This window comes from Sporolactobacillus shoreae (assembly GCF_004684935.1).
Classification (GTDB): domain Bacteria; phylum Bacillota; class Bacilli; order Bacillales; family Sporolactobacillaceae; genus Sporolactobacillus; species Sporolactobacillus shoreae.
The window spans coordinates 1-16,479 of sequence record NZ_SRJD01000007.1; the positions used below are offsets into that span (position 1 = coordinate 1).

Sequence of the window (16,479 nt, forward strand, 5' to 3'; positions counted from 1 at the left end):
CATACAAAGGAGTGGCTCCTTTTTCATTAATTTTAATCACCCAATCAGTGAAAATGAGAAAATCGTTACAACACTGAGTAAGTAAGCATTTTAGCTAATCAAATAGATTGGCCGTGAATAATTCAGGTTAATAAGTATGGTGGGAGTGCTAACATTCTCTGCTTCAATCTTAGTACCTTTTGGTAGCATTCCGCAGGCACATGCCGCAACCCCTCCCCCTGACTTGAATCAACCTGTTCAGTCAAATCCGAGTGTTTCAACAGGGAATCTCGATAGCGCTTTGATTCTAGAAGCTGACCCATTTATTTCATTGCAAGGTCATAAGTATGTTATTGTCAATAAACAAGGATTATTAAATCTCGTTGGAAATCAAAACTATACCTCTGTCTTAGATATGGTGAGCAGATCTAACGCGAATATTAGTGAGAGCACAGCTCCTCTTTACACTAATGCAAATGAAAAGGCTTTGACAACGGTCAACGAATCAACTGGAAAATTTACGGCTCTTGCTAGTAGTTCAAATGGAATTACCAAGGTTCAATATTACTGGTGGGGACTACGGTTCTGGCTTTCAAAATCACTTGTCAAAAATCTTTTATCGTTATCAACAGGTTTAGCAGTTGTACTTTTGACCGCTGAAACGGGTGTAGGTGCTGCTTTAGCAGGAGTCGTTTGCATTTGGCTAATGGATAACTACATCTCCCCTAAGGTCGCAAGAGCATTAATTATTGATCAGAACATGTTACTTGGTGGAGTCATCACAAGTGTCAGATTTCAATAAGTTCTTGGAGGTATGCTCATGAAGCGATCTTACAGGCTTTTAATAGCCATCGGCCTCTTAATCATTATGAGTACCATTGTTATTTTTACAACCAATAATGAACGAGTGAGCGGAATTCTTTTGTCAATCATTGCCGCAGTGTGCATTTTGATTGCAAACAAAGATACAAATGAAGCGATATTAAAAATCATTAAGCGAAACAATAAACCACCTAAATGATCATTGTTTGGGCGTGAAAAGAACAAAAAAAGACGGATCTGCGGTGATCATGCCCAGGTCTGTATTTTTTTTGTTTAATCAGAAATAGCGATAATTTAGCCTCTATCTCCTGATAATATACATTGTTAGAAGTTTTTCAGTTTTAATCTGAATTTATTCTAAAAACTTGAATTAAGGACTTATTATTGTGTAAATAGGGTTTTATGAATGAAGAGATAGCTTGGGTAGAACTGCCTGTTCTTTGGAGGGGTGGGGCCGCCCCCTTCAAACTGTGTCGACAAAAAAAATCTCTCAAAATGTCACCATCCAAACCCTTTTTATCCCTGCTTGAGCTTCTCTAACTCATCCAAACTCCCGATAACTCAGCGTTCTGCCCGCTAACTCCGTTGATCAGAGAACAGATGGGGTAATCATATAAGAGCCCGAAAGCTTTGATGTATCAAGGCTTTCGGGCTCTTTCTCTATAAGAATGTCACGGACTGTGTCACAATCCGTTTTTTCAACCGGCTGCTGAGGGGCGATCCGTTGGTGATTGTTCTCCCTTTTTGCCTGCTTTTTAAAAATCGGCCGAGGCCCAAATATTGAGAGTACATGGCTCATCGTGCCTAATTTTGAATTTCTTCAACACCTTAGCAGGATTGGTCGGGATCTGTCCGATCTTGACGGCTGACTTAAAGATTCGGTAACAAAGCCCAAAAATTGGTCTGAGGTGATTGCTAGAGAGCCCTGTCTTGTCCCCATCAGGTTAACTTTATTACTTCTTCCCATACTTCATCTATATCCATAGGCTTGAAACCAGGTTTTGAAAATGATTCTTTGCAAAGTTGATAAATCGTTTGATTAACGGGTGCTTTCACGCCATATTTCTTTGCCATCTGTAAAATGTATCCATTAATACTTTCTAATTCTGAAACCTGACTATTTCTTTGAATAACGTCTTGTGCCATGCTACTTATGTTGAATCTTTTTGTGTTGGCGATAAACATTTTACTCGTAATAATTCTTGGAAAATTTGCTAACAGCCATATTTGTCTCCAGGATGGAACTCCTTCAATTTTATGTTCTTTGAAATTTGCGGCTCGAATAATCCTTATTCCTTCTAATAGTTGACGACTAAATAACTTTTGGAAACGAGGAAATTTGGAACTCTGAATGTCAACAACATTTAATCCAACAAGTGTTGTTAACGAATTAGCTAGATTGATTACTAGTTTAGAATGTGCGGCATCCTGAAAATGTTCGGTGATTTGTGTCTCGGGACCAAGATTGAAAATATCCGAAATCGCCTTCATATCTTCGGCGAGCTTATTATTTTCCGTTCCCAAGATTAAGGGGCCTTTCTTCTGGTACCCAATCACACCCGGCTGATCGACCCAAGCGTTATAACCCACAACACAATAAATGACTTTGGAAAAATATTTGGGCAAGATCGTTTGGTTTTCTAATCCATTCTGTATCCCGATTATAATAGGTTTGTCCCCCACCGATCGCTTTATTTCTTTTGCCACAGCGTCAAGGCTAAAATTCTTCACGCCGATAACAATAACATCAGCGTCCCGTGCTTCTTGGATGTTGCCTATGACTTTAATCGGTTGCTTTTTTTTATTATTAGAATCAATTCCTTGATAAGTAGTGATCCCATCTTTTCGAAATATTTTCTCATTTTCGCCACGCGCCACGAAGTAAATGTTGTCGTATTGATTAGCGATCCACGCCCCCATGGATCCCCCAATAGCGCCCGCGCCAAAGATCACGATTTTTGGAATCTGTTTCATTGCGGCACCTCCTAATTTATGCTAGATCTTCTCTGTTGTTAGACCGGTCAACTTTTCACTAATGTGCCAACCCTTTTGGCCATTTCCTGATCATAGGATTCGTCAGACGAGTGTACACGTCGGCAGTTCTCAAGATAGGCACCGGTGACCTTTCCCAAATCACCCGAAGATGCAGCATAAATCGATGTCTGAGCACCTTTCTCAACAGACACAGCCATTGCTCTGTGTAAGAACCTCTTACCGCCTCTTTAATTGACGTTTCATTGGTGATATCGAGGAGAACAGGAATAATCGTCTTCAACGATTTTTTTTGTAATAAACTATCATCTTCTTTTTTTCGTATCCCGGCAAATACAAGAAATCCTTGTGCAGCGAGTTTTCGGGCGCAAAGTGTACCAATTCCTCCGGAAGCCCCTGTGATTAAGACAGCGCCTTTTTGATGGATTTCATTTTTAATGGTCATAATAACATCCCTCTCGCAGTTTTTAATTGACTAGTCAGTCTAGTTGTGCGAAAAATTTTTATTCTTTAATACTGTTCCAAATAAAACTGATTAACAACTATTCTGAAGATATTCAAAGCGCGTGGACAGATCCTCGTGATATAGCTCAGACCGTTCTGAAGGCATTTAAAGTAGTTCCGACACAAAACCAAGTTTGTTACGTGCTTAGTCAGTGGTTGACTGGGACGGAATTGGTAGCACAGCTTCGAGTGGCCTTGAACTTACCTGACCTTCACTGGGTCACTATTACGGATGAGGCCATGCAAACTAGTCTTGAAAAGATCGGAATGTCGAAAACGATGGCTTCAGAAATGATGCAAATGCGTGCGGCACAGCGTGATTCCAAATTTTATGCCGATCTTCGTGCTCACGAACCAGAACACGGTACTGTGCGTTTGACAGATATTGTGCCAGCTTTACGGAAAGCCTTAGGTTAAAGAAAGAATCATGCTTGGCGTGTTCCGAGATTTGCAGAGGAATGGGAGAATTTTCGTTAACACGCGTATGAATCTATTATTAAGTTGGTGTATGGACTGTCGACGACAAATAGAAATATTATGGAGGACGGGGAAGATCTGTTCTCTTTCTGATAGCGATGAGAACAGGTTGTTTTGTGTGACCGGGTTTTGTTATTTTTAACTCTCTGGTTAGCCGATAACAACGGCTCAATATCATTAAGATGAGGCGTGCCAATTTTTCATCCTGCAAACGGGGTAATCACGAAAGTGCCCAAGATCTTTGATGTATCAAGGATCTTGGGCACTTTTCGGTACGCAGTCAGATAAACAGATACGCCATCAGAGCATCAATCACTGCCTGCACAATGCGCTCTTCCGATATATCGTTTTCCCGAAATGCAATCTGCTCTGTGGTGACAGAAATAAGATTACAGAACAGAACTGCAGCCGCTTCTATATCTTCCACTTTGAAGATCTGCTTATGTGTATTGAAAAACTCCATTGCCATATGGAGACGGTGGTTTCGCTGTTCCGTAAGAATACGTAAAACTGCCGGTGAAGAAAAAGAAAGAGAACGGATGTCCGTATAGATGCGCCACGACCTTTTTTGAAACTCGGCCACTCGGTTGATCTGCTTTGTCAACCACTCGCGGATATCCTCTTTCGATTTTATCGTGATCGGTTCGGAAGGAAGCAGTTGAAGGAAAATCTGCTGCCTCTGATTGAGTACCTCACGGAACAGATCGTCCCGATCCTTGAAGTATGAATACAGGCATCCAATGGAAACATCAGCAGCTTTTGCAATTTCCTCGGTGTTGGTGCCATAATATCCCTTTTCCTGAAACAATTCAAAGGCGGCATCAACGATTTTTGCCCGGGACGCAACTCCTCTGGACTGCCTAGGTTTGCGGATGGGTCTTACTTCACTCATGTGGTCACTTCCTTTACCGTCATTGTATCCACCAGCAAAGTGCCTGTCAACAAAAAAGTGAGGAATTCCTCATCTTTTTGTTGACAATGACAAGCTCACGACTTATTGTAAATGCGAGAGATTACTCAATTTTTATAACTGCATCTTGGGAAAGGAAATGATACCTTGAGCCGTACTCCACGTGCAAAGCTGCGAAACATTTTGATTACAGTTGCATTGGGCAGCTTTATGGGCCAAATTGACAACAGCATCGTAAACGTATCACTACCGGTAATTCAAAAAGATTTTAACATTTCGCTTACGTTGACTGAATGGGTGGTCACCGCATATCTCATTACCATCAGCAGCACGCTATTGCTCTGCGGAAAATTGGCGGATGCCTTCGGGTGGAAACGTATTTTTGTAACAGGGCTGTCGATATTTACGGTGGGTTCGCTGATCTGTGGTCTATCTGTTAACATTGCCATGTTGCTACTTGGGGTGTCCATTCAGGCGGTAGGCGGAGCCATGATCATTTCATCCGGACCGGCAATTTCCACTCATGCTGCCGATGAGAAAGACCGAGGTAAAGCGCTTAGCGTGACGGCTGTCTCCATCTCTCTCGCCCTGTGCCTCGGCCCACTTCTTGGTGGTATACTGACTGCAACATTGGGCTGGCACAGCATCTTCTTTGTCAATGTTCCAGTAGGCGTGATTGCAATCATTTTAGCTGTTCGGAATATTGAAAAAGACGAACCACACACAAATACACTCTTTGACTGGAAAGGCGGAGTTTTGTTCATTTTGTCCCTGTGGCTGATTTTATTCCCACTCGATACAATCGGAGAATCATATATGCCTGCTGGATTGTTTATCGGATTGTTGTTTGCTGGTGTCCTCCTCTGGTTTTTATTTGCGCTTTATGAACGCAAACAGTCGAACTCACTTTTGCGTTTCTCTTTGTTCCGCAGCCGAATATTTGTTTACAACGGAATCGCGGCGATGCTTAACTTTACAGCTATGTACATTTTTATCTTTCTTCTCCCGTTCTATCTTGAAACCTTCCGGCACTTTTCCACGGTTCAGGCAGGCCTTTTATATTTGCCCATGCCTCTCGCCTTTTTGGTGGCGGCTCCGGTCAGCGGGTCTATATCCGACCGAATTGGCAGCCGTGGTCTTTGTATCACGGGCATGGGAATTATGGGCGTTGCTTTATTGCTGATGAGTTTTCTTGGACAAAATACTGGGCTGCCTTATCTGATCTTGGTGGTAGCTCTGATTGGGATTGGGTATGGTATGTTCCAGACGCCAAACAATAGTGCCGTTCTAGGAAGCGTTCCCGACGCGGACAGAGGCGTAACATCCGGCACACTTTCCACCATGAAAAACATTGGCATGATTCTGGGCATAACCGCGTCGGGATCCCTGTTTACCGCGTTGCAAACCTTGGGCAAACAAAATGCAGCGGCACAACAGCTTAGTGCTCAAGCGATCCAAAACCAATCGTTCACTTTTGCCCTGCATATCACATTTCTTGTTGCGATGGTCATCGCCCTATTGGCGATGGTTGCCTGCATTCCGGCAAAAGCGCGCATAGGTAAACAATAATATGCACCGTACCCCAATTTGGTTCAGTTCCGGATCAGATGAGAACTTGGTCAATCTGCATCTGTAATCCGGCACTAGGATTGCCTTTGTCAGTCTCGATGCGAACCAGATTTCTTCGCGTGATATCAAAGCGGTCGGCTAATTGATCTTGGATGATACCAATACTTTACGACGGACTTTGATTGACACGTTCCAGGTTGCCAATGAAGACATCCTTTTTATACACAAAAGCTCAGATGGTGATTACCTTCTGAGCTTTTTTTGAGAAGTAGTAATGATTCGGTTAGAGCGATTGGGTATTGTATGACACTTGTTAACCATCAACAGAGATTCTGTCTTTAAGATTTGTGATCACCACTGAACATGAGGTTCACGATATCTCAGGACAATAATTAGTAGACAGGTGTATTTAACTACTTAATTCATGCGAGCAAATTTTAATAGGGTTCGAACCATCTGGCAGGTAAACCCGTACTCATTGTCGTACCAGGCTACAGTCTTGACAATTTGAATATTACCAGAGGAAACTACCGAAGTCTGAGTTGGATCAAAAATTGAGCCGTATGTCGTGTTGACAACATCGCTCGAAACAATCTGATCGTCATTCCAACCAAAGCTCTCGTTGTTAACGGTGTGTGGTTTGATTTGTTTATTGATGATATCAGCAGTTAAGTCCTTAGTTTTCAGAATGGTTACCAACTCCGTCAGAGAGCCATCGGTAACCGGAACGCGTTGTGCATGGCCTTGTAATTTTCCGTTAAGATTGGGGAGTACCAGACCAATTGCTTTGGCCGCTCCTGAAGAATGTGGAATAATGTTAGTAGCTGCTGTGCGGGCTGCGCGCAGGTTTCCACCACGCACGGGTCCATCAAGAATCATCTGTGTTGATGTGTATGCGTGTACAGTTGTCATTGTACCTGCAAGAATACCGAATTCCTTATCTAAGGGATCCGCCATCAGTGCCAGACAATTTGTCGTGCAGGAGCCAGCGGAAACGATACGATCTTCGGGGGTCAGAATGTTATCATTGACGTTGTAAACAATTGTCTTTACGTCGTTACCCGCGGGTGCTGAAATCAAAACTTTTTTAACACCTGCATCGATGTGTGCTTGTGCCTTTTGTCGTGATGTGTAGAAGCCGGTACATTCGAGAACAAAATCCACACCGTCGTTCTTGACCCAAGGAATCTTTGTCGCGTCTGGTTCAGCGTACACGTGGTACGTTGAACCATTGACGATAATTGCATTGTCGGATGCTTCAACGCGCGCATCTAATGTGCCGTGCGCTGAGTCATATTGCAACAATTGCGCCAGCATTTCCGGCGAGGTGAGATCATTAATGGCAACAACTTCGATACTGTTAGAGTGTTGCTGAAGCTCCAGAATGCGCCGAAAAGCTAAGCGGCCAATACGGCCAAAACCATTGATACCAATTTTCACTGTCATGAGTAAACCTCCTTATTATTTTCGATCGGTGTTCCTCTGAACGGTTATAGTATACTGGGTTGCATTTGGTATATTCAGAGCGGATTTATCATAGGACAAATGGTCCTAGTTTGGGGTGATTAATATTAACGAGAGAGTGTTAGGCCATTTCTTTAGATATAAGCGCACCAATGTAGACATTGCTGAATATGATGTATCGAAAACTGAACGGAGACGTACATCAGGATTAACACGTGATGAAGTCGCAGCTATGGCAAACGTCAGTACCGATTGGTACACAAGGATTGAGCAAGGACGTGTGGGAGTCATTGCGTCCCCAGAGGTTCTTCGGGACATCTGCCATGCATTAAAACTAAATACAGCTGAAGTAAACTACGTTTTTCATCTGATGGATCAAGTACCACCAACAGCAACGGAGAAAGAAGTCAATGAATCGATTGTTAGCCTAATTCAGGCACAGATACCAGCACCAGCTTTTATGATGGACAAGAATCTTACAATTCTGCAAACAAACGAAAGCTATTCGCGAATTTATGGAGATTTGTTGAGCGAAAATTTTTTGTGTCGAAACGTGGTTTGGCGTACTTTTAACGATAAATTTATCCGAACAGCATTGAATGATTGGCCCAGTTATGCGCGACATCAAGTAGCGCTTTTCAGGCAAACTTATAGTCGTGATGCAGACTCTAAGTTTCTGTATCAAGTCTTCGTATCGGTTAAGAACGATCCGATTTTTCGTGAGGCCTGGGATGAACTTGCCGTGGCGGACTTCCACGAGCAGCGTCTGCTAGTAAATACAGTGGAATTTGGTGAACTCTACCTGATAGAGAACACACTCCAAATTCCCGATACGGGGCAATACGTGGTGTTTCAAAATGCGGGCGATGATTCCACTGAAAACAAATTGAGAGTTATCGGAGCTTTCCACTGAAAGTCATTTTAACAATCACCTCCAAAAATACGTTGAAATTTAAAGATTGCCTCTCACTTTACAAAAGGAAGGGTTAAATCGGGAAATTTATATCATGTTAATATTATAAGGTATAATCCTACCATTGATGCTCCAGTACATTACAGAAGGTCAGATGAAATGAATGTAAACGCATTTTATCGTGAATTAAAGTCAGCAGGAATTCACACTACTATTAGGCAACAATTTGGGATCTATATTGATGCAGCCTGCGGACAATTATATGGTCAGTATCAACAAAAAGAAAATAACAGTTAAAATTGAAAGCTGACTACCTAATTTCTTTTCATTTATTATTTATTTTGCAGTACGTGTTTTACTACGTAATAACAATACCCTATCAAAAGAGACAGCTTAGATGATTATCCTACTCATCCAGACTGTCTCTTTGATTTTGAAGAGTTTAATTTAAATCGATGTTCTGATAAGTGCCTTAATCAATCTCATACCCGTAGCAGCGCCGGTGACATTGCTTACACCACCTGAAGGCCGTGGTGCCTTGGCCAACTGATCCAGAGAAAGCATATTCTCCCAGCGGTTGACGACTGACTGCCGTTTTAGTCTAATAACTTGTAAATTACATACATTAGTTCATCATAATTAAAATCGACATCCCATACGGCTAAATTCAGGTTATAAGGCTCATCGGCGATAATCAGACGCGCGGTCGATTGAGCTTTGTCTTCACGGTTCGTCTTTACTATCTAAAAATATCACTGATTGCCCCGTCGGAAAATGATAGATCCCTATCGGAAATCATTAGGAGAAAATAGAATTCAGTGTTCGATTTAACAAGAATTCGTAAAAATTATTTGATTCGATACTGTTATACCCATCATGCTGGTCCCAAGATATTTTTATCAACATTCGACAGGAAGTCCCAAGCGCGGCCTGTTTAAGGATGGCAAACTCTATTAATAAATCAATGACTGGACAAAGGCCACAGCGCAAATGATCACAAGCAGAACGACACTGTATTTTATGGTAAAACGAAACAGTGAACTTTCCTTGCCAGCGATGCCCACGGCTCCCGCAGCGATGGCAATTGATTGCGGTGATAGCATTTTTTCCATCGTCCCACCGCCGACATTGGCCGCGATCAGGACGAGCGGAAGAACACCGATCTGATTAGCCGTGATTTCCTGAAGTCCTCCGAACAAAGCGTTGGCGGAGACCACTGATCCGGTCAGGAATACCCCCAGCCATCCAAGCACAGGCGAAAACATTGGAAAATACTGGGCAGTACGTGCCAGGGCGATACCCATTGTAGACGACTGGCCAGAATAGTTGGACACAAAGGCAAAGGACAGAACGAGCATAATAGTCAGAATGGGTTTATACAGTTCCTTCAGGGTCTCGGCAAAAATCCCGAGTCCGGTGCGGAAATGGACTTTCAGAGATACCGCCGCAACGACGCAGGACAGGAGAATCGCCGTTCCCGTTGCTGATATAAGATCCAGTTTCAGAACAGCAGCGTAGGGCGTCGGATGAGTCACAAGAGGTGCCGCTTTGACCACAAAATTATTCAGCCACGGAAACGGGACGCTAACCGTTGTCCATGAAAGCATCCCTCCGGCCGCGAACAGCTGTTTGAAGGCATCCAAGCACCAGATCATCACAAATACGGTTAAAATGATAAACGGTGACCATCCTTTAATTATTTTTCCAAAAGACAAGTTACCCGTGCTTGCATGATGTGCAGCTTGCTGCTTTTTCTGTGACATCTTCAGATAGCAGGCCAGCACAATTAATGAAACAATGGCAGAAGTAATGTCAGGCAGCTCAGGGCCGATAAAACGGATGGTTAGAAACTGAGTGAATGAATAGGCGATGGCGGTGACCAGTGTTGGTCTCCACACTTCTTTTATCCCTTTAAGACCGCTCATGATCGAGATGAGCAGGAACGGGATCATAAACGAAACGAAAGGCATGAACGTCGCAAGATGGGCAGAGATGACATCTGGTGCCAGGCCGGAGACTTGCCCGGCGACGACGATCGGAATGCCAATGGCTCCGAACGAACCTGGAGCCACATTAGCGATCAGGCACAGACCTGCGGCTTTGATCGGATCGAAACCCAGCCCGACAAGAAGGGCTGCAGTAATCGCGATTGGCGCTCCGAAGCCGGCAGCACCTTCCAGGAAAGAATTGAAAATAAAACCGACAAGAAGCATCTGAACCCTCGGATCATCGGTCAATGAGACAATGGACTGCCGGATGACCTCAAACTGGCCGCTTTTAACTGTGATCTTATACAGAAACACAGCGCCAATGACAATATATGCGATCGGCCAGATGGCATAGGCGGCTCCGAAACCGGCAGCCCCGACTGCCATTTTTACCGGCATATGATAGAACAACAAAGCAATGGCAACAGATAGAAGAAGCGTGTAAAAAGCAGCAAGATGGCCTTTGATTTTAAACAGAGTCAGCGATAAGAAAAAGAAAATGACGGGAAGAGCCGCAAAGACGGCAGATAGCCAGATGTTATCGGCCGGATTGTAAACCTGTGTCCATGTCATGTGCTGGCACCTCTTCTTTGTGAGTTAATTCACATTAATTGTAAACAAATGATCCTAGCGTATTTACAGCATCAAAGTGGGATCCTCTTAACGAAACAGAGTCGTTCTCTCCTTTAATTTATTCTGTTCTTAATTCTTATTTTAACAGCGCTTTCATTGTTTATTAAGATACAAAAGTTCATCAAATAGTAAGATTTTGTGTCCGAACCAATAAAGCTAAAAAAAAGAAGTGTCTCTTGTATTTTGCACGTTAAAAACGATCAACTGCCCAATGTCGATCTTCTGATAAAGCCGTATCTACAAAATCGGCCTATTGAAAATGCGGATATTAACCTGCCTTCGCATACATCGTCTGTCCTACCGCTGTCACTTTTTAGTGAGTGGTTTCCGGATTTTAGTTAACGTGGATTTCAGCACCTTTGTTCAGAACAGTCAGCGAAGTATTTCCGGTTCCGGCTCTGGAGCGCAAATGAAATGGGACTGACGTCATACCTCTGTAAAGAACAACGGGTATGTTTTTTTGCTGGTTTATTTCTATTGACAAAGCTAAGTTTAAATTTAAAATTGTTTTTGCCCCTCCGTTGATTGGAGCGGAAGACGCGAGACTCCTGCGGGATCAGCGAGCGCCTTGAGCGAAAAACAACAGACAAGTGTAACAAAGCCATTGACAAAAATGGATTGAATCATTATATTAAAATTAGTTTCAAAGATAAAATAAATATTAAAATTAATTTCATTTTTGTGATAACAAGGAGGTAAGGTCCCCGATCATTCATTCGTCAAGGGTTGAGCATCTAAAATGTTTGGGCAGACTCGGAAAAAATATCAATTATTGAGAGGATGAAAAAAATGAAAAAGTATAATTGGGGCATGATTGGTACCGGATGGATTGCACACGAAATGGCGGATGCATTAAATAGTGTTAATGGAGAAATTTATGCCGTGGCCGATGTGAATGAAGCGGCTTTACAAGCATTCAGTAAGGAAAAAAATATTCAGCGGACTTTCTCTAATCCTGATGATTTACTTAAAGATCCCGATGTTGATATCGTCTATATTGCAACCCCGCATAATTTTCACTATGACTATATTATAAAGGCCCTGCAGGCTGACAAGCATGTTTTTGCTGAGAAGGCGATCACGGTGAATTCTCAACAATTAAATAATGTTAAGCAATTGGCTGATAAAAAAGGATTGATTGTGACCGAAGGCTTAACGCTATTGCACATGCCGCTCTACAAAAAAGTGAAACAGATTGTCAATTCCGGAAAGCTTGGCGAAATTAATCTGGTACAAGTTAATTTCGGCAGTCTAAAAGATTACGATGTCAAAAATCGCTTTTTTAATAAGAATTTGGCTGGTGGCGCATTACTGGACATTGGCGGTTATGCCACAGCCTTTGCGCGTTCGTTTTTGAAAACACAGCCCGTCAATGTTTTGACAACCGTTAAATATTTTGAAACGGGTGTGGATGAACAATCAGGAATTATCTTAAAAAATCTGGATGATCAACTGGCCGTTATGGCTTTATCCATGCGTGCGAAACAGCCCAAACGCGGGGTTATCTCGGGCACCAAGGGCTATATTGAAATAGCTAATTATCCGCGGGCCACAAAAGCTGCGATAACCTATACAGAAGACGCACATACCGAAACGCATGAAACGATTACTGCGGGAGACGAATCCCTTGCCCTGCAATACGAAGTTCAGGATATGCAAAGATATATTGAACAGTGTCATGATGACGGTGAATTTGCTTTGTCCGTTGACATCATGGACATCTTAACAAATGTGCGGAACCAATGGGGAATGAAGTACCCCTTTGATCGTGTGGACCGTTAATCGTATGGAATCTAATATTAAAGAATTTGTCAATGGAATCTATTCAAATATAGGAAAATATTCTAAATCCGAGAAGAAAATAGTTGATTTAATCATCAACGACCCTGACTTTGTGATTAATGCAACGATTTCACAACTGGCAAATCGAAGTAACATTAGCGAAGCGTCCGTATCACGTTTTTGTAAAAGGGCCGGCCTGAATGGTTTTCATCATTTAAAAGTCTTACTAGCGCAAAGTTCGTTCATTAACACTGACTCTCAAAATAACGTTTCCTTGGATAGTGAAGATAAAACATTAGACAAATTAATGAATGATAAAAAAGATGAGATTCAGGCAACCCTAGAGGGCTTTGACAAAGCAATGATGGAGAAAATCATTCAGGTGATTAAAGATGCCCGGCTCATTCAAATTATGGCTGAAGGCAATACTTTTCCAGTAGCACTTGATGCTTGTTTTAAGTTTAATCAGATTGGGCGGTTAGCGTTTACCGCCACTTCTTGGGAAGTGGCTATGGGGCAGACTTTAAACTTAACTGATTCAGACCTGGTTATCGTCATATCTAACTCAGGAGAATCCCGGCAGCTCATTCAATTAATCGAAGTTGCCAAAAAGAATAATGTAACGATCATAGCTCTTACTAATAATCATAGTTCACCGATCGCTACGCTGTCTGACTTCAATGTGGTAACAGCAAGCAGAGGGACTATATTTATGTCGGAATATTTTTTCTCCAGAGTATCCGCAGTCACGGCTATTGAAGCGATTTTTATGTTGATGCTCGCAGATAATCCTCAACTGAAGAAGAAAATTCAGAAGCATGAACTATTAATCGCATCAAAAAAGATTTGAGAATTAAAAGTTAACAATTTCTTAATTATACTATGGAATTTTAGCTCGTTTTGTCCGCTCACTCCGTTGATTGCAAAATAGATAGGTAACTATGGAAAAGCGGCTGAATCTTTGGGTTCAGCCGCTTTTTTGTTGTAAAGATAAGCAGTTTTTTGAAGGATGTCGACATCTCTGTCTCCAAAAACTGCTAATACTTAGCTCAATTTTTTTGTGTAGAAGACGGTAATTCCTTAACGGTTCGCATGCTTGAATACCCTGCATTTAAAACTCCCCGTTAATCACCTTGTCAACATCCGTCTTATACTTAATAAGTGCTGAATTACCCTTCCTAATATAATCTACGCCTTTAAGTATCTCATTTTTGTCAGCTTTCTTAGTTCCTTCTTCAATATAGAACATCGCCGTTTTATAGTCTGTGACAAATGGTTTTACCTTATTATAGAAATCTTTTGACTTAGTCCCTATTGGTTTGTGACTTAACAACTTATCACTATCCTTGTTCAGATAATTGATGTTGTCATAGAATGCTTGTTTAATACTAGAATCCTTATTCATGCTTAACCAATCTTCATCAACAACCTTTAAATCTGAACTTGTGTTAATCAGGTATATTTTTTCATCATCAAACCATGAAATCTCTTGATCACTCAAAGTCTTCTTAGCCGTACTAAGAGTGCTTTCAACATGGCTTAAAGCCTTTGAATCATCCTTGTTTAACGGATATGTTGATGACTTTGCTGTCTTGTGATATAAACCAGTAACGATTGTATAAGTTCCATACCCCAATGCGAGTAATGCAACAATAATTATGAACGTTACAAATCTTTTTTTCTTGTTGTCCTCACCTAACCATCCCATGTAACACCTACCTCCACCCTTTTGCAATTCAACTTTAGCCGTGCTTTATTTCTTGCTACAAAAGATTTCGTCATCTTTCCGCTGAACATTCAAATGATCAGGATTTTCGGAAAAAATCAGAAGTTGCTGATTTCATTGGTGCTGTTAACATTCACGATATACGCACCGGGACGAAGCATCTGCATCAGCTGACGCATTTGAGCGGTGGGAATGGAGACACAGCCGGCAGTCGGCCTGCCATTATCACAATGGAGGAAAAAGCCCGAACCAGCATAAGGTGTCCGTGCCGTATTATAATTGATGACCACCGCATAGTGGTACTGAACGGGATAATCTGCCAAGTGCTCGCTTGGATCATTAAAATGCGCACCCTCCTGCCAGCTGTTATAGTTTGGATTCTTGCTGTCTTCCACCCACCAGGACTGTGATGTGATTTGTCTGAAGGGTAGCGAAGTACCTGGATTTTCTGTTCCGAACGCAAAACCAAGCGTGTAAGCCCCGTATGGCGTCTTGCTCATCCCTTCCCGGGTCGCGCCTACACCCGCGGAGCCAACATGGCCGTTTGCGGAAAGCTGCCGAATCCACGTTGTGCCGCTCTTTTCCCAAAATTCAACATGTGCGCTGCTTCCAGACGCCACAACCGTAACAATCTGCTGCGTCCGGGAAGAAAGTCTGGTCCGTGCAACCACTGGCTCCGATTTAATGGTCACAGCGGCGGGCGCGGCAGCTGGACCTTTATTGCCGTTTGCCGAAGTGTCACTTTTTTTAACGTCTTTCACTGTCGCGGCAGGTTTTCGGACCACTTTCCGGCTTATTTTTGTTTTCGCAGCGGTAACAGGCGCTGCTGTTTTCTTTACACCTTCAAATTTTGCCGTGACCGATTCGAGATGCCGCTCCATAGAATCCGGCAGGATCGCCGGATCCGCAAACCGCGCAACAGATTCTGTGTGCACCGTTTTCTGAACCGTTTTCGTCTCTTTTTTCATCAGGAGATGGGCTGCGAGGATACCGGCGGTCAGAATAAAAACTAAGCTTATAACAATGATTATGATCTTTTTCAATTTTACGATTCACTTCGTTTTCTACAGATACTCGGATGATAGAATCATTTTACCACGCCGGATCCATCACTAGAATAGCTGATCAAGATTCAATTGAAAAAGCGCTTGGCGAGTTCCGCCAAGCGCTCCATCAGTTATCCCTGCTTCGTCATTTTCGGAAATGAGCGGTCTTCCGGCCGTTCTGCCGCCTGTCCTGCAGGCAATGTCCGGACCGACTGAATCAGTTCATCCAGTTTTCCTTCAATTCTGTAGAGAAGAAAAAAGGTGACGACTGCTGGGAATCCGACATCCCTGACAATTGGAAGCCATACGTCCATCCGATCAGCCTCCTTTCTTTTGATGTACTGTGTGAAAAAAATAGAGCCGAAGAGGAATGATGATTTTTCCTTTTCGGCTCCGGTTCATTCATTTCCCGCCGAGTCAGACAACGGGAATCGGTGTGGTGTTGTTTTCAGAAATTCGTGCCGACTTGATCTGGGTCAGCGTCCCGCCCGCAGAAATAAAGACGTTCTGCGCAATAATCTCGTCCATGGCGCTTTTGACAGCTGCCGGATCAGCCGGTTCAACCGGATCGTTGACCGAGAGCGTAACGCTCTTTCCCTGTTCATTCAGGAATACAAGATTGAGTCTCTTCATCGCTCATCCTCCTTTCCAAGGCTATTTTCCTGCCGATGCTT

The 16,479-nt window shown here is 42.7% G+C and carries 17 protein-coding genes; 8 read left to right on the forward strand and 9 right to left on the reverse strand.

The features are described from left to right. Positions 1-136 precede the first annotated feature (136 nt). On the forward strand, positions 137-781 hold the full coding sequence (locus E4665_RS07780) for a hypothetical protein (RefSeq protein ID WP_135348232.1): 645 nt from the start codon (positions 137-139) through the stop codon (positions 779-781). Positions 782-799: 18 nt separating this feature from the next. Further along, positions 800-1,000 carry a hypothetical protein gene (locus tag E4665_RS07785; protein ID WP_135348233.1) on the forward strand — a complete coding sequence of 67 codons (201 nt, stop codon included), beginning with the start codon at positions 800-802 and terminating at the stop codon, positions 998-1,000. Between the two features lie 740 nt (positions 1,001-1,740). Here the strand turns inward: E4665_RS07785 and E4665_RS07790 are convergent. Continuing rightward, positions 1,741-2,775: a ketopantoate reductase family protein gene (locus tag E4665_RS07790; RefSeq protein WP_135348234.1), complete on the reverse strand. Its 1,035-nt coding sequence runs from the start codon at positions 2,773-2,775 to the stop codon at positions 1,741-1,743. A 58-nt stretch (positions 2,776-2,833) separates the two neighbouring features. After that, a complete protein-coding gene (locus E4665_RS07795; protein WP_135348235.1) occupies positions 2,834-3,238 on the reverse strand; it encodes an SDR family NAD(P)-dependent oxidoreductase in 405 nt (134 codons plus the stop codon). A 26-nt stretch (positions 3,239-3,264) separates the two neighbouring features. On the opposite strand from E4665_RS07795, the gene E4665_RS07800 reads away from it, so the two are divergent. Then, positions 3,265-3,714, forward strand: a complete 450-nt coding sequence (locus E4665_RS07800) for a hypothetical protein (protein WP_135348236.1) — start codon at positions 3,265-3,267, stop codon at positions 3,712-3,714. A gap of 340 nt (positions 3,715-4,054) precedes the next feature. Here the strand turns inward: E4665_RS07800 and E4665_RS07805 are convergent, their stop codons facing one another. Then, positions 4,055-4,666, reverse strand: coding sequence for a TetR/AcrR family transcriptional regulator (locus tag E4665_RS07805; protein WP_135348237.1), 612 nt, complete (start codon positions 4,664-4,666; stop codon positions 4,055-4,057). Positions 4,667-4,831: 165 nt separating this feature from the next. Between E4665_RS07805 and E4665_RS07810 the strand changes: the two genes are divergently transcribed. Then, positions 4,832-6,253, forward strand: coding sequence for an MFS transporter (locus E4665_RS07810; protein ID WP_135348238.1), 1,422 nt, complete (start codon positions 4,832-4,834; stop codon positions 6,251-6,253). 417 nt (positions 6,254-6,670) lie between these two features. On the opposite strand, the gene gap is transcribed toward E4665_RS07810, so the two are convergent. After that, on the reverse strand, positions 6,671-7,699 hold the full coding sequence (gap, locus tag E4665_RS07815; RefSeq protein ID WP_135348239.1) for a type I glyceraldehyde-3-phosphate dehydrogenase: 1,029 nt from the start codon (positions 7,697-7,699) through the stop codon (positions 6,671-6,673). Positions 7,700-7,835: 136 nt separating this feature from the next. Between gap and E4665_RS07820 the strand changes: the two genes are divergently transcribed. Both E4665_RS07820 and E4665_RS18880 read left to right on the forward strand, forming a co-directional pair. After that, positions 7,836-8,630 carry a helix-turn-helix transcriptional regulator gene (locus tag E4665_RS07820; protein ID WP_277752217.1) on the forward strand — a complete coding sequence of 265 codons (795 nt, stop codon included), beginning with the start codon at positions 7,836-7,838 and terminating at the stop codon, positions 8,628-8,630. A gap of 159 nt (positions 8,631-8,789) precedes the next feature. Continuing rightward, entirely contained in the window at positions 8,790-8,927 is a 138-nt protein-coding gene (locus tag E4665_RS18880) for a radical SAM family protein (protein ID WP_167815152.1), read from the forward strand. 656 nt (positions 8,928-9,583) lie between these two features. Here E4665_RS18880 and E4665_RS07825 read toward each other — a convergent pair. Then, the gene (locus tag E4665_RS07825) at positions 9,584-11,191 is read right to left on the reverse strand and encodes a lactate permease LctP family transporter (protein ID WP_135348240.1); all 1,608 of its coding nucleotides are present in this window, start codon (positions 11,189-11,191) and stop codon (positions 9,584-9,586) included. A gap of 849 nt (positions 11,192-12,040) precedes the next feature. Here E4665_RS07825 and E4665_RS07830 point away from each other — a divergent pair. Both E4665_RS07830 and E4665_RS07835 read left to right on the forward strand, forming a co-directional pair. Beyond that, positions 12,041-13,033, forward strand: coding sequence for a Gfo/Idh/MocA family protein (locus E4665_RS07830; protein WP_135348334.1), 993 nt, complete (start codon positions 12,041-12,043; stop codon positions 13,031-13,033). A gap of 4 nt (positions 13,034-13,037) precedes the next feature. Next, entirely contained in the window at positions 13,038-13,883 is an 846-nt protein-coding gene (locus E4665_RS07835; RefSeq protein ID WP_135348241.1) for a MurR/RpiR family transcriptional regulator, read from the forward strand. Positions 13,884-14,144: 261 nt separating this feature from the next. On the opposite strand, the gene E4665_RS07840 is transcribed toward E4665_RS07835, so the two are convergent. The 4 genes from E4665_RS07840 to E4665_RS07855 form a co-directional block, all read right to left on the reverse strand. After that, a complete protein-coding gene (locus E4665_RS07840; protein ID WP_135348242.1) occupies positions 14,145-14,741 on the reverse strand; it encodes a hypothetical protein in 597 nt (198 codons plus the stop codon). A gap of 116 nt (positions 14,742-14,857) precedes the next feature. Then, positions 14,858-15,802, reverse strand: coding sequence for a L,D-transpeptidase family protein (locus E4665_RS07845; protein ID WP_241654741.1), 945 nt, complete (start codon positions 15,800-15,802; stop codon positions 14,858-14,860). A 134-nt stretch (positions 15,803-15,936) separates the two neighbouring features. After that, on the reverse strand, positions 15,937-16,119 hold the full coding sequence (locus tag E4665_RS07850) for a YvrJ family protein (RefSeq protein ID WP_135348243.1): 183 nt from the start codon (positions 16,117-16,119) through the stop codon (positions 15,937-15,939). A 103-nt stretch (positions 16,120-16,222) separates the two neighbouring features. Beyond that, complete coding sequence (locus E4665_RS07855; RefSeq protein ID WP_135348244.1) at positions 16,223-16,438, reverse strand: DUF2922 domain-containing protein; 216 nt, start codon at positions 16,436-16,438, stop codon at positions 16,223-16,225. Positions 16,439-16,479 lie beyond the last annotated feature (41 nt).

Bases quoted from the DNA above. Each gene is read 5' to 3' on its own strand.
- E4665_RS07780 (WP_135348232.1), top strand. From the start codon at position 137: ATGGTGGGAGTGCTAACATTCTCTGCTTCAATCTTAGTACCTTTTGGT.
- E4665_RS07785 (WP_135348233.1), top strand. From the start codon at position 800: ATGAAGCGATCTTACAGGCTTTTAATAGCCATCGGCCTCTTAATCATT.
- E4665_RS07790 (WP_135348234.1), bottom strand. From the start codon at position 2,775: ATGAAACAGATTCCAAAAATCGTGATCTTTGGCGCGGGCGCTATTGGG.
- E4665_RS07795 (WP_135348235.1), bottom strand. From the start codon at position 3,238: ATGACCATTAAAAATGAAATCCATCAAAAAGGCGCTGTCTTAATCACA.
- E4665_RS07805 (WP_135348237.1), bottom strand. From the start codon at position 4,666: ATGAGTGAAGTAAGACCCATCCGCAAACCTAGGCAGTCCAGAGGAGTT.
- gap (WP_135348239.1), bottom strand. From the start codon at position 7,699: ATGACAGTGAAAATTGGTATCAATGGTTTTGGCCGTATTGGCCGCTTA.
- E4665_RS18880 (WP_167815152.1), top strand. From the start codon at position 8,790: ATGAATGTAAACGCATTTTATCGTGAATTAAAGTCAGCAGGAATTCAC.
- E4665_RS07825 (WP_135348240.1), bottom strand. From the start codon at position 11,191: ATGACATGGACACAGGTTTACAATCCGGCCGATAACATCTGGCTATCT.
- E4665_RS07830 (WP_135348334.1), top strand. From the start codon at position 12,041: ATGAAAAAGTATAATTGGGGCATGATTGGTACCGGATGGATTGCACAC.
- E4665_RS07835 (WP_135348241.1), top strand. From the start codon at position 13,038: ATGGAATCTAATATTAAAGAATTTGTCAATGGAATCTATTCAAATATA.
- E4665_RS07840 (WP_135348242.1), bottom strand. From the start codon at position 14,741: ATGGGATGGTTAGGTGAGGACAACAAGAAAAAAAGATTTGTAACGTTC.
- E4665_RS07850 (WP_135348243.1), bottom strand. From the start codon at position 16,119: ATGGACGTATGGCTTCCAATTGTCAGGGATGTCGGATTCCCAGCAGTC.
- E4665_RS07855 (WP_135348244.1), bottom strand. From the start codon at position 16,438: ATGAAGAGACTCAATCTTGTATTCCTGAATGAACAGGGAAAGAGCGTT.